The organism is Eubacterium sp. AF16-48 (assembly GCF_003479405.1).
GTDB lineage: Bacteria > Bacillota > Clostridia > Lachnospirales > Lachnospiraceae > Eubacterium_G > Eubacterium_G segne.
On sequence record NZ_QUHB01000006.1, the window covers coordinates 66,119 to 80,320 of the forward strand.

The 14,202-nt window shown below is 35.8% G+C and carries 13 protein-coding genes; 1 reads left to right on the top strand and 12 read right to left on the bottom strand.

All coding sequences use genetic code 11. The features are described from left to right. Positions 1-6: 6 nt before the first annotated feature. From DWW68_RS08180 to argC, 12 genes are all read right to left on the bottom strand, one after another. Positions 7-978: a GerMN domain-containing protein gene (locus DWW68_RS08180; RefSeq protein ID WP_021953810.1), complete on the bottom strand. Its 972-nt coding sequence runs from the start codon at positions 976-978 to the stop codon at positions 7-9. Between the two features lie 15 nt (positions 979-993). After that, the gene (locus DWW68_RS08185; protein WP_021953809.1) at positions 994-2,448 is read right to left on the bottom strand and encodes a HAMP domain-containing sensor histidine kinase; all 1,455 of its coding nucleotides are present in this window, start codon (positions 2,446-2,448) and stop codon (positions 994-996) included. A 4-nt stretch (positions 2,449-2,452) separates the two neighbouring features. Beyond that, entirely contained in the window at positions 2,453-3,139 is a 687-nt protein-coding gene (locus DWW68_RS08190; protein WP_021953808.1) for a response regulator transcription factor, read from the bottom strand. A gap of 13 nt (positions 3,140-3,152) precedes the next feature. Beyond that, positions 3,153-3,755, bottom strand: a complete 603-nt coding sequence (locus DWW68_RS08195) for a ComEA family DNA-binding protein (protein ID WP_118589355.1) — start codon at positions 3,753-3,755, stop codon at positions 3,153-3,155. Between the two features lie 98 nt (positions 3,756-3,853). Beyond that, positions 3,854-4,282 (bottom strand): DMT family transporter, encoded by a 429-nt coding sequence (locus DWW68_RS08200; protein ID WP_021953806.1) that lies wholly within the window; start codon positions 4,280-4,282, stop codon positions 3,854-3,856. Positions 4,283-4,333: 51 nt separating this feature from the next. Then, positions 4,334-5,674 carry an ATP-binding protein gene (locus DWW68_RS08205; RefSeq protein ID WP_243053064.1) on the bottom strand — a complete coding sequence of 447 codons (1,341 nt, stop codon included), beginning with the start codon at positions 5,672-5,674 and terminating at the stop codon, positions 4,334-4,336. 1 nt (position 5,675) lies between these two features. Next, positions 5,676-6,362 (bottom strand): response regulator transcription factor, encoded by a 687-nt coding sequence (locus DWW68_RS08210; RefSeq protein ID WP_118589356.1) that lies wholly within the window; start codon positions 6,360-6,362, stop codon positions 5,676-5,678. Positions 6,363-6,380: 18 nt separating this feature from the next. After that, a complete protein-coding gene (locus tag DWW68_RS08215) occupies positions 6,381-8,039 on the bottom strand; it encodes a Na/Pi cotransporter family protein (protein ID WP_243053065.1) in 1,659 nt (552 codons plus the stop codon). Between the two features lie 179 nt (positions 8,040-8,218). After that, a complete protein-coding gene (locus DWW68_RS08220) occupies positions 8,219-9,400 on the bottom strand; it encodes an aspartate aminotransferase family protein (RefSeq protein WP_021953802.1) in 1,182 nt (393 codons plus the stop codon). Between the two features lie 9 nt (positions 9,401-9,409). Next, positions 9,410-10,339: an acetylglutamate kinase gene (gene argB / locus DWW68_RS08225; RefSeq protein ID WP_021953801.1), complete on the bottom strand. Its 930-nt coding sequence runs from the start codon at positions 10,337-10,339 to the stop codon at positions 9,410-9,412. Positions 10,340-10,370: 31 nt separating this feature from the next. Next, positions 10,371-11,603 (bottom strand): bifunctional glutamate N-acetyltransferase/amino-acid acetyltransferase ArgJ, encoded by a 1,233-nt coding sequence (argJ, locus tag DWW68_RS08230; RefSeq protein WP_118589357.1) that lies wholly within the window; start codon positions 11,601-11,603, stop codon positions 10,371-10,373. Positions 11,604-11,615: 12 nt separating this feature from the next. Then, entirely contained in the window at positions 11,616-12,656 is a 1,041-nt protein-coding gene (gene argC / locus DWW68_RS08235) for an N-acetyl-gamma-glutamyl-phosphate reductase (RefSeq protein WP_021953799.1), read from the bottom strand. A gap of 266 nt (positions 12,657-12,922) precedes the next feature. Between argC and DWW68_RS08240 the strand changes: the two genes are divergently transcribed. Further along, complete coding sequence (locus DWW68_RS08240) at positions 12,923-14,149, top strand: argininosuccinate synthase (RefSeq protein WP_021953798.1); 1,227 nt, start codon at positions 12,923-12,925, stop codon at positions 14,147-14,149. Positions 14,150-14,202: the final 53 nt, after the last annotated feature.

A 14,202-nucleotide genomic window follows, 5' to 3' on the forward strand; every position in this document is an offset into this window, starting at 1 on the left:
CTCCTATTAATTATCTAACTTTAATTTAGTAGTATCTTCTTCGCTTTCAATTAAATCAAGGTTCCTGATAAAAGGCTCTGATAGAGATATATTATTGTGATATTCTAACATTGCATCACCGTTGATACTTATCTGGACTTTGTGAATTTCATTTAGTCCAGATAAAGAATTTACTATAGAATATATAACTAATGTATCTGACACTGTGCTTTGCTCGTTTAAAAAGCTTTCGTCAAAATCTACATAACAGATATTGTTTGCAGTCATAACATTAACCGTCTTTATCTTATTAGAAAGTGTAGCTACATACCCTTTCTTCTTTGGTCCTCTGATTAACTGCTCCACAATAAACTGTTCCTTTGACTTTTCCCCATACTTAGCATTCATAAGCTTATATTCCTTAAGCATATTACCCTTTTTATTGGCAAAATACAAAACAAAATCCGCTGTGGCATGAGTATTGGTTCCACCCCCTAAATCCGCCACGAAATCTGAGGCCTTCATTGTGCCCACAAGACTTCCGTCCTTTTGTCTTAAAGGTGCATCATTTACGGTAAATGCCACATAATCTATACCTTTTATCTGTGTTAATGTAAGTACCATTGCTGAGCGGCACAATACCTCCCTGTCAGCAGCCAACATGGAATATTCTTCTGAAAAATTAATTGTGGCAATTCTGTCAGTAATATCGTATCCGTTAATTTTAACCTTTTCAGGTACTGCCGCAGCTTCCCCATCCTGCTTACCATTTTGGGTTAATTTTTCAAGACATTCCTCCGTCAGCTTAGCAGTATCCTTTTGAGTTAATGTAACCCTTTCATTAACAAGTTTCTTTTTATCCAAATCAACATAATAAATTCTTGTACCTGTAGTTGCACTTTTTCTGCTTTCTCCACAACCTGCCAAAACCGCAACGGCAGCAATGCATACTACTAATAACATCATTATTGCTTTTTTATTTAACTTATGATTTTTCATATATTTACCTGCCATTTATGGAATATACTTAAGAGGAATTCTAACAGTAAAGGTAGTACCTTCCCCTTCTTTGCTGTGAATCTTTATGGAGCCATGGTGCTTAAGCACTATATCCTTTGTAATTGCAAGTCCCAGTCCTGTTCCTCCGGTTTCTCTCGACCTTGCCTTATCCACTCTATAAAATCTGTCAAATACCCTCTTTTGGTCTTCCTCTGATATACCAATTCCGGTATCTGTAACCTTTAAATAAAAATACTGATGATCCGAGTTAAGGGATGCCGTCACAGTTCCGTCAGTATTATTGTACTTAATTGCATTCTCCACAAGGTTTGTTGCCACACTGGCAAATTTTATCTGATCTACATCAGCAATAACAGGTCTGAAACTTTCAAACACAAGTTCAATGTTTTTTGCCTCTGCAATAGGCTTTAATCTCTTTAACACAGCCTCTAATATTTCATTTATATTTACTGATGAAATATTAATTTCAATATCCTGCTTTTCTAATTTTACCAATTCCAGCAGGTCTGTAATAATGTCATTTTCCCTGTCAATTTCCTTACATATATCCTGGAGAAATTCCTGATATAATTCTTCCGGCATTCCCTGCTGACCTATGAGAGATTCAGCTAAAACCTTCATGGAAGTAATTGGAGTCTTTAATTCGTGGGATACATTAGATACAAATTCCTGTCTTGTTTTGTTCTGGGTATTCATTCTGTCTACAGTCTTTTGGAATCTCTCAGTAACCTCAACCACTTCAGAATAATCTCTCTTACGCTTATTAATTTCCTTTCCCTTAGAAATATTTTCAATATTATCCTGAACCCTCTTTAACGGTCTGCTAAATAATCCTGAGCACATCCATGCCAATACAAGGGCTAAAACTGTCAAAATGCAATCTACCATAACAGTGTATCTTTTTATTTTGTCACCATATGTATCCACATCTGCAATTGAATAATTAATATACAACGCCCCAATTATCTTTGATTTGGTTTTGCCCCCTGAATCCGGTGCGGTACTAACAAGAGGTATGGCAAACTCCACATATTGCTCTTTTAGATTCTTAACATATATATTCTCGCCATCTATACACTTCAAAACACTGTCCGAAATACTTGTTTTTCCGATTTCGCTACTGTCTGTATCCTTTAAAATGGTATATTGTCTGTTAATAATCTCAATTCTGCAATTATACTCTTTAGACAATTGTTCAATCTGGGTATCTACAATTTCAGACTTTAAATTTTCAATATACCCTTCACTTATAATGCTGTTTTTAAGCATTGTATTATTAGACTTAAATCTGTCTATCTGCTTGTCGGTATATCCGTTAATAGCCATAACCGCAATGAACACACTAAGCAGTATTGCCGGAATCATTACGGATACAGCTACAATCATAAACACTCTGAATTTTAAACTTTGAATACTTCTTACAAACCTGCTAACTGACTTTTTCTTCATTTAACTAACCCTGAAAATAATATCCCATGCCCCATTTAGTATGAACATACTCTGGTTTTGCCGGATTTTCCTCAATCTTTTCTCTTAACCTTCTTACATTTACATCAACAGTTCTTGCATCACCGGGATACTTTGACCCCCAGATAATGGTAAGTAACTGCTCTCTTGAGTATATTTTTCCCGGATTTTCAGCCAAAAGCTTTAATATATCAAATTCCTTAACAGTAAGTTTTATTTCAATATCTTCTATGTACAAGCGCTTTGCTTCAATATCTAACTTCATCTTACCTGAAATAATAACCTTCGGCTCCTGTGGTACACTGACGCTTCTCTTTTTGTTTCTTCTTATAATAGCCTTAATTCTCGCTTTAACCTCTAATATATTAAAAGGCTTTGTGATATAATCATCAGCACCATATTCAAGACCTAAAATCTTGTCCATGTCATCCCCTTTAGCCGTAAGCATTATAATTGGCATATCAGAAAACTCCCTTACCTGCTGGCAAACCTCATATCCTGATAATATTGGAAGCATTAAGTCAAGAAGTACAATGTCATACTCCTTCTCCTTACACTTATCTACCGCTTCCTGTCCGTCATATGCACAGTCCACTTCGTATCCTTCCTGCTCTAAACTGAATTTCAGCCCTTTTACAATTAACTTTTCGTCATCAACCACTAAAGCCTTCATTTATTATCCTTTCTTAATTAGCCGTAATTTCATTACTTATTTTTTTAAACAGCGCATCCCCAATTCCCGAAACCTTCTTTATGTCCTCAATATTGGTAAAATTACCATTTTCATTACGGTACTGTATAATCGCCTTTGCCTTAGCTTCACCTATGCCGCTAAGTCTGGTAAGTTCTGCTACGTCTGCACTGTTAATATTAATCTTTCCTGAACCGGTTTTGTTATCATTATTTTGATTTTTTTCATTAGATATTAACTTTTTGTATTGTTTCTTAGTGATTATATTTATATTCTGGCTATCTGCCACTGTTTCTGCCTGATTAATATAGTCCTTCTTTGCTGCTTTAGTCATTCCTCCGGCTTTTTCTATCACTTCAAATACCCTACTGCCTTGTTTTACTGCATAAACCCCCGGCTTTTTCACTGCTCCCGTAACATACACATACAAATCTTTAGCCTCTGTCGCAATCTCCTGCCTGGTTTTTGTTTCATTTTCACTTTCTAATGAAACACTGTTTTTGTTATTTTCACATCCAGAAAAAACCACTAAAAAAAATAACGTTAAAATACCAATTACAACTAATGCTGTATATTTTTTATTTAATTTATTAAACATTCATCCTCCTATTGGAGTTTCCCCATGAACGCATATAATATAATTATACAAAATATAAAAAAGTTAGCAACATTCAAATTGAACAATTTTAATATTTTTTATCGGTGAAAAATGTAAATTCCTACAATTGCCACTAAAGCACCTACTAATTTACTCCATTCAAAACCTGTTTTTTCAACTCCAAACAATCCAAAAACCTCAATAAGATATGCCACTACTATCTGTGAAATTACTATTATCATTACCGCCTGAGCCGGCCCTAAGCTATCCATGCTTTTAATTACCGTTAAAGTAATAAATGCTCCTATAACGCCTCCTAAAAGCATATACTTGTTTTCCATTTGAAACATTCCCGCAACATTTTGTTTTCCGGTTATAAACCATGCTATTACGCAAACAAAAAAAGCAGTCAGCTGTACCCACGAATTGGCGGCCCATACACTACTGCTTTTTGTAACTTCTGTATTAAAAACACCCTGAATACTCATAAGTGCTCCTGAAATTAATGCTATTATAAATCCCCACATAACTACTCTCCTTAAAACTTAATAGTTATATGATTACCGGATTTTTCTACATTATGCATCTTTTTCAATTTTTGTAAATTCAATGGAAATAACAGTTCCCTGACCTATTTCACTTTTAATCACAATTTCAGCATTATGCTGTTCTGCTATATGCTTAACTATTGCAAGACCAAGTCCCGTTCCTCCTGTTTTCTTTGAACGTGCCTTGTCAACTCTGTAAAATCTTTCAAAAATACGCTCCTGCTCCTTTGGGGCAATTCCTATTCCATCATCCTTTACCCTTAAAATAATCTTACTATCCTTTTCAAACACTGAAACCCACACATGGCCCTTTGGCTTATTATATCTGATGGCATTGTCACAAAGATTATATAAAATCTCCTGAATCATATTCTGATTTCCATAAATAATACAATTCTTTTCTATATCCTTAGCAAGAAGGGTTATTTTATGCTTTTCAGCATGCATTTGTAACATCTCCACACAATTTTGTGCTTCATCACTTAAATCCACCGGAGCCCTTTCCATATTTCCATCCATAACATCTAACTGAGACAATTCAATGATGTCATTAATTAATGATAAAAGTCTGTTAGCACTCTTATGTATTTCACTGGCAAAATGTTTAATATCTTTTTCCTTTGCTATTCCTGTTTCAATAAGTTCAGCATATCCGGAAATAGCTGCTAACGGTGTCTTTAGTTCATGGGACACATTTGCCGTAAAATCCTGTCGCATATTGGCACTTTTCTTCAACGCCTTATGCTGGCTGTGAATTTTGTCAAGAAATGGCTGGATTTCCTCATAACTTTCTAATACCTGATCATCGTCTAAATGTTGAGCCATTTGCTCAATAGGTTCCACCAATCTCTTTGCCAAAAGCTTTGATGCCACAAGACAGATAACTACCGTAAGTAACATTTCTGCCATAAGTATTGGCAGAATGTTAAAGCAGAACTGCCAGATACTTAAAACTTCCTTTGCAACTCTGATAACTCTTCCGTCACTCATTTTTTCCGCATAATAATACGTGGTTTTATCAAGGGTACTGGATTTTCTTTTTGCCTCTCCACTTCCCTTTTCTAAAGCCTCATGAACTTCAGGACGGTTTCCATGATTTTCCATGGTTCCAATATCAGCATTGCTGTCATATATTACCTTTCCGTCACTATCAATAACGGTAATTCTCAAATTGTCAATTTGAGGATCAAAATCCTTTTCCACATATTCCAAAACAGCTTCCGTTGATTTTAAAATATGAACGTGGGTTTTCAAGTCCTCCATTACCTGTTCGCTAAACAATCCATGAAAAACTACAACTGTAATACACATTGTAAGTAACATCATGGCAACAGAAATACTTGTCATTCTTGAATATAATTTCTTTTTCACTCTATCTGTCCTTTCTGTAATTCAATGTATATCCCACATTTCTTACAGTCTGTACTAATGCTCCCTTGTCACCCATTTTTTTTCTCAATGTCTTTATATGCATATCCAGAGTTCTTGATTCCCCTTCATAATCAATTCCCCACACACGGTCTAATATCTGTCCACGCTGAAGGACAATTCCTGAATTTTGCATAAGCATTTTTAATAATTCATATTCCTTAAAAGTAAGTTCACATGGATTTCCATCAATGGTAACCTGATGTTTTGCATCATCAAGAACAATCCCCTCAAACTCCAGATTCATGGTGGCATCATCTAAACCTGCCCGCCTTAACACTGCCTTAACCCTTGATATAAGTTCCATTATTCCAAAAGGCTTGGTAATATAATCATCTGCCCCCTGATCTAATCCCTTAACCTTATCCATTTCAGTAGTCTTTGCAGTAACCATTATTATCGGAATCTTTGCAGTGCCTGCACCTGTTCTCAAATCCCTGAGTATGCTTAAACCGTCTCTGTCCGGAAGCATAACATCAAGAATAACCAAATCAGGATATTCAGCCTTTATTTTTTCTTCAAAATCCTTTGCCTTTTTAAAAATCTCCACACTATATCCTGCATTTTTCAGTGCGAATTGCTCGATTTCTGCAATATTCTTATCATCTTCTACTATATATATTTTCTGCATTCTGTTCTCCCTGCGAAATTATAAACAGTGTTTTATTTTTTTTTCAGGAAGTATTGAGTATGCGATATTTATGGCGTGGTCCGCAATTCTCTCATATCCTATAATCAAATCCGTAAATATAAGACCTGATTCAATGGAGCATTTGCCTGCTGCCATTCTTTCCACATGATCTTCCTGCCAATCTATCTTCATCTGATCAATAGTATCTTCTAATTTATTAATTTCCTCAAAAGTAGAATCATCCTCTTTAACGAAAATCTCTCTGGCTTTTTCAAAAATTTCAATAACCTTGTCATACATAACTTTCAGTTCATTAATTCCGTCAGAAGAAAACTCTATCTTCTGTTTTTTCTCCTTTAAGGCATCATCCATTATGTTGACAGCATGGTCACCAATTCTTTCTACGTCAATAATAACATGGAACAGTCCGCCTAAACGTTCCCTGTCTTTTAAAGGGAGATCATATCTGTTAGCACTAACCATATATTCGGTTATTCCATGACTTAAATAATCTATATATTTCTCTCTTTTATATACTTCTTCTGCTGTTTCGTATTTTTTATCAATAAGTGCTTCCGATGCCAGCTTTAAGTTAGTTTCAACCATTTCTGACATTCTCTCAATTTCCTGAACCACTTCAACCAATACAGTAGCCGGAGTTCTTGCACCTGATGTTCCAATAAACTTAAGAATCATTTCATCCTCGTCATGCTCTTCACCCGGTTTTGCGTGAATAACCTTTCTTGATAACTTAATCAGAAGATTTGAGCATGGAAGAAGAATTACACACTGAGCTGTTTTAAATATGGTATCTGCGTTAGCAACAAATCTCTTGAAATTTCCTGCTCCGCTTATGGCAAACACTCCATTTATAACATGTTCCCCTGCAAAAATAAGAATAATTGAAAATACAACAAGTCCTACCACATTAAACATTAAATGTATAAATGCCGCTCTCTTGGCATTTCTGCTGGCTGACATTGCCGCCATAACAGCCGGAGTACATGAACCGATATTTGCTCCTAAAATAAAGAAAAGACATGGCAATGGTTCCACAAGTCCGGCTCCTGCTAAAAGAACCAGAACGCTTACCGTAACTGATGAACTTTGTAATATTGTTGTAACAATTAATGCTGTAATAACAGCTATAACCGGATTGTTAAGTGCTTCAAACAACACATCAAACTGATGAAATTCAGGTACATGCTGTAATGCATCTGTCATAAAATTAATTCCTAAAAACAATGAACCAAATCCGAATATTACTGCGGCAATTTTATCTAATAACGGTTTCTTGAAAAAAGAAAGAATAACTGCTCCAATAAAGATAATAAAAGGTGCCACTGCAGTAAGCTTTAATGATACTAACTGGGATGTTATTGTTGTTCCTATATTAGCACCGAAAGTTATGCCAACAGACTGCCCTAATGTCATAATTCCTGCGTTTACAAAGCCAACTTCCATAACTGTTGTAGCTCCTGATGACTGTATAAATGCAGTAAATAAAGCTCCAAATACAACTGCCTTATATTTGTTTGTGGTACATCTGTTAAGTATGCCACGTAGCTTCTGTCCTGCTGCCTGCTGTAAACTGTCACTCATGTATTTCATACCAAAAAGAAACAGCGCCAGACCACTTAGTAAATCCATTACTAAATTCATCATTGTGTAATCCATAATGTCTTATCTCCTATGCAATGTTAATTTCTAAATTATTTTAATTACATTCCTATACAGAATAGTACCTTAACATTCCTATGTAAAGTCTATGTAAAATTTTAACATAAATTTTACATAAAAACCAGAAAAAAAGAGTGTCAAAGTATTTAAACCCTGACACACTTTCTTAATTACTATTATATACATTCTTTTAGAATATTAATCATTTCATCAACATTTTCTTTTGTTATAATAAGTGGTGGCAATAATCTAAGTACATTTCCCGCTGCTGAAATAACCAGCAGTCCTTTTTCTATTGCCTTGTTAATTGTATCTCCCACAGGTGTTTTTAGAACCAGTCCCTGCATTAAACCTTTTCCACGTCTTAAAACAATATTTTTATTTTCATTAACCAACTCATCCAGTTTTTCCTCCAAATAAGCGCCTACATTTTTTACATTTTCAAGGATATTTTCTTCCTCATATATGTCAAAAACTGCATTAACTGCTGATGTAACAAGAGGATTTCCCCCGTAGGTTGTTCCATGGTCTCCAGGCACTAAAGAGTTGCAGCATTTCTTTCCTGCCACAAAGGCTCCAACAGGCACCCCGCATCCCAATGCCTTAGCAGATGCGATTATGTCAGGCTTTACATTATAATTCTGAAATGCAAACATTTCTCCTGTACGACCCATTCCACACTGAACCTCATCGCAAATCATTAAAATATCCTTTTCATCACATATTTTTCTGATTCCTTCAATAAATTCCTTATCAGCAGGATAAATACCGCCTTCACCCTGAACAGGTTCTAAAATAATGGCACATGTTTTATCATTTACTAAGGCCTTTACACTGTCTAAATCATTATATTCAGCAAACTTTATACCTGAAATCATAGGGCCAAAAGGCTTCTGATAATGCTCATTTCCCGTAAGTGCCAAAGCTCCCATGGTTCTTCCGTGGAATGAATGTCCCATGGCAATTATTTCATGATCTGACTTTCCATCACGGTCATAAGCATAACGTTTTGCCATTTTTAATGCACCCTCTATGGCTTCTGCACCACTGTTTGTGAAGAATGCCTTTTCAAGCCCTGAAGCCTTAACTAATTTTTCAGCTGCTAAAACTGCCGGCTCATTGTAAAACAAATTAGATGTATGCATTATTTTATCAATCTGTGATTTAATTGCATCTGTATATTTTTTATTTCCATAGCCTAAGCTGGCAACACCTATTCCCGATGCAAAATCCAGATATTTTTTTCCATCTGCATCATAAATATACACACCCTTTGCCTTATCCATTACGATTTTATATCTGTTATATGTGTGTACAAAATATTTGTCTCCAAGCTCCATATATTCCTGTGTTGTCATTTTCTTCTCCTACTTTCCTAATTCAGTATCTGTATAAAACTTTTCCTGTTCATCATCTAAAATTGCTGTTCCAATACCTTTGTTGGTAAAGATTTCAAGCAAAATACTGTGAGGTATTCTTCCATCTAAAATATGTACTCTTGATACTCCGTTTTTAATGGCTCCCATACAGTTTTTAATTTTTGGGAGCATTCCACCTGCAATTATTCCATCATCAATAAGCTTTTGTGCCTCTGAAACAGTCATTTCAGATATAACAGATGCTGCATTATCAGGGTCCATGTAAACCCCTTCCGTATCTGTTAAAAATGCAAGTTTCTCTGCCTTTACAGCTTCTGCTATGGCACTGGCAGCATCATCAGCATTAATGTTATATCCGTGGAAGTTTTCATCTAAACCAATAGGACATACGATAGGAAGGAAATCCTTTTCTAACAAATCTAATAAAATATCTGTATTTACCTTTGTAACTTCTCCTACATATCCTATATCTTCTCCTTCAGATAATTTCTTTTTAACTGTTAAAAGTCTTCCATCTTTGCCACTTATTCCAATAGCTCTTACCCCTAACTGTTCCACTATCTGAACAAGTTTTTTGTTTACACTGTTAAGAACCATTTCTGCCGCATCTAATGTTTCATCATCTGTTACACGCAAACCATTAATAAACTTTGTATCCATTCCCAATCTGTCAATATGACGGCTGATTGCCTTTCCGCCGCCGTGAACAATAATAGGTTTAAAGCCTACTAACTTTAACAATGTTATGTCCTGAATAACACTTGTCATAAAATCCTCGTCAAGCATGGCACTTCCGCCATATTTTACAACAATAATCTTTCTGTTAAATCTCTGGATATAAGGCAATGCTTCAATAAGAACATCTCCTTTCTCTATCCATTTTTCCATATGTAAATTCTGCTGTCCCTTCATTAACATTACCTTTTGCCTCTCTTCTTCCTTTTTTATATTAACTTCTGTAATCCGCATTAATGCTTACATATTCATGGGTTAAATCACATCCCCATGCCGTAGCTTCATATTCTCCCATTTTCACGTCCGCAATAGCTGTAACTTCGTTTTCTGAAAGAATCTTTGTGGCAACCTCTTCACTGTAATCTGTTGCCATACCATTTTCTACTATCTTGATTTTTCCTGCCCTGCTTTCAAAATAAATATCTACAATGTCAGGATTAAATTTTGCATCAGAGTATCCCATGGCACATAAAATTCTTCCCCAATTTGCATCATGGCCATAAATTGCAGCCTTTGTAAGACTTGAAGTTACGATTGACTTTGCAAGGGTAACTGCCTGTTCCTTACTTTCTCCGTTAATAACTTTAACTTCAAAAAGTGCTGTGGCACCTTCCCCGTCCCCTGCAATTTTCTTTGACAAATAAACATTTACCTCATGAAGTGCTTCCACAAACTTATAATAATCCTCATCCATAACCATAATGGTTCTGTTGTTTGCCAGTCCATTTGACAAAAGCAGTACCGTATCGTTAGTTGATGTGTCTCCATCAACAGATACCATATTAAATGTATCTTTTATATCTTCACTTAATGCATGATAAAGTAAATCCTTTGAAATTCTTACATCCGTTGTGATAAATCCAAGCATTGTACACATATTTGGATGAATCATTCCTGAACCTTTACACATTGCACCTATTTTACATTTTTTCCCGCCAATTTCAAATTCAAAAGCAATTTCCTTTGGCATTGTGTCAGTAGTCATTATTGCCTGGGCAGCCATATGACCACCTTCCTCTGTTTCATCCAGTGTTGGAGCTAAAAGTCCTATTCCGTTGACAATTTTGTCCATTGGCAACTGGGCTCCAATAACACCTGTAGATGCCACTAAAACCTCATCCTTCTTTATGTCAAGTGCATCTGCCGTAGCCTGTGCCATCTCTTCACAATACTTCATACCCTGTTCTCCTGTACAGGCATTGGCAACACCACTGTTACATACAACTGCATGTACAAAAGGTGAACAATAAATAATATCCCTATCCCATTTAACCGGGGCAGCCTTAACCTGATTAGTAGTAAAAGTACCGGCAGCCACACACGGGGTTGCACTATAAATCATTGCCATATCTTTTTTCTTTGGATTTCCCTCTTTGATTCCTACTCTAAGTCCCATTGCAGCAAATCCTAATGGAGCAGTAACTCCGCCTTTAATCTTCTTTAACATTGTATATCCTCCTTATGGGAACATAGGAACCTGCTTCAGTCCCTCATTCTCTTCTAATCCAAATAATAAATTCATGTTCTGGACAGCCTGACCTGCAGCTCCCTTTATAAGATTATCAAGGGCACCCATCATAATAATTCTGCCTGTTCTTTCATCTATTTTAAAGTTTACGTCAACAAAGTTGCTTCCTTCTACCCACCTTGTTTCAGGGCACACATCTTTATCTAATACTCTTATGAAAAATTCATTTCCATAATACTTGTCATATATTGCCCTGACTTCATCATATGTAACTTTCTTTTTAAGGTTAGCATATGCAGTAACTAAAATTCCTCTCTGCATTGGAACAAGATGAGGTGTAAAGTTAATAATCACTTCTTCACCTGCTGCGTAACTTAACTGTTCCTCTATTTCCGGTGTATGTCTGTGGGTTGTTACCCCATATGCCTTAATATTTTCATTTACTTCGCAGAAAAGATTAGGAACCTTAGCTCCCCTTCCGGCTCCTGATGTACCTGACTTTGCATCCACTATAATGGATTTCGGATCAATTAATCCTTCCTTAGCTAACGGATAAATCGAAAGAATACTACAGGTTGTATAACATCCCGGATTGGCAATAAGTCTTGCCCCTTTAACTTTATCTCTGTTTATCTCACAAAGTCCATACACAGCTTCATCAATAAACTGTGGACTCTGGTGCTTTATTCCGTACCATTTTTCGTATGTAGCAACATCTTTTATTCTGAAATCTGCACTTAAGTCTATTATCTTAACTTTATTTAAAATTTCTTCGGTAACTAATGAGCCACACAATCCCTGAGGTGTAGCTGTAAATATCACATCAACTTCATCTGCAAGTTTCTCCATATTATCATCGAGGCATTTGGCATCAACTATTTTAAACATATTTCTAAATACATCTCCGTAGTTTTGATCCACATAGCTTCTTGAACCATACCATATTACTTCTGCTTCCTTATGCTGCTGAATAAGACGTACTATCTCAACTCCCGCATATCCCGTAGCACCAATAATTCCTACTTTAATCATCACAAAACCTCTCTTTTTTATCAATTACTCTGATATGATATTTTAGTCTTTTCATTATTAAAATACAAGTCCAAGCCTCACATCCTGGCATATTATACACCTATCCCAGAAATTATGCAAGTTTTATACACAACTTTCATAAATTATTCATATAATCTTATTTTTTTCTTGATTTTTATGCATCCATGATGTATAGTATCAGATGTTAGAGTTATGTCTTTGATTTAGACATTTTAAGTAAGAAAATATATTGGAGGATTTGTAAAATGGCAAAAGAAAAGGTTGTTTTGGCATATTCAGGCGGACTTGATACTACAGCTATCATCCCTTGGTTAAAGGAAAATTATGATTATGACGTTGTTTGCTGTTGTGTAGACTGCGGACAGGGAAATGAATTAGACGGACTTGATGAGAGAGCTAAATATTCAGGTGCAGCTAAATTATACATAGAAGATATTACAGATGAATTCTGTGATGATTATATTGTTCCATGTGTACAGGCAGGTGCTGTTTATGAAAACAAGTATTTACTTGGTACCTCAATGGCAAGACCGGGTATTGCAAAAAAATTAGTTGAAATTGCAAGAAAGGAAGGTGCTGTTGCTATCTGTCACGGTGCTACAGGAAAAGGAAATGACCAGATTCGTTTTGAACTTGCCATTAAAGCATTAGCTCCTGATATTAAAATCATTGCTCCTTGGAGAGATGATAAGTGGACAATGGATTCCCGTGAAGCTGAAATTGAATATTGTAAGGCTCATGGCATTCACCTTCCATTTGGAACAGACCAGAGCTACAGCCGTGACCGTAACCTGTGGCATATAAGCCATGAAGGTCTTGAGCTTGAAAATCCGGCTAACGAGCCGAATTATGATCATCTTTTAGTATTAGGTGTTACCCCTGAAAAGGCTCCTGATGAAGGTGAATATGTTACAATGACTTTTGAAAAAGGTGTTCCTACATCAGTTAACGGGAAACAGATGAAAGTATCTGATATTATTCGTGAATTAAACAGACTTGGTGGAAAACATGGTATTGGTATTGTAGATATTGTTGAAAACCGTGTTGTAGGCATGAAGTCCCGTGGTGTTTATGAGACACCTGGTGGAACAATTCTTATGGAAGCTCACAAGCAGCTTGAGGAATTAGTTTTAGACCGTGATACAATGAATGCTAAAAAAGATATGGGCAACAAAATGGCACAGATTGTTTACGAAGGAAAGTGGTTTACTCCTCTTCGTGAAGCTGTACAGGCCTTTGTTGAATCAACTCAGGAATATGTTACAGGCGAGGTTAAATTTAAACTTTACAAAGGAAACATCATTAAAGCCGGAACAACTTCTCCATATTCATTATACAGTGAAAGCCTTGCATCATTTACAACAGGTGATTTGTATGACCACCACGATGCTGAAGGATTTATCACATTATTCGGTCTTCCTTTGAAGGTTCGTGCAATGAAAATGCAGGAAGTAAAAAATAACAATAAATAATATTTAGGATTCGGTTTGGATTTTCCCATGAAAAACATTCCGTTTTCAAAAAA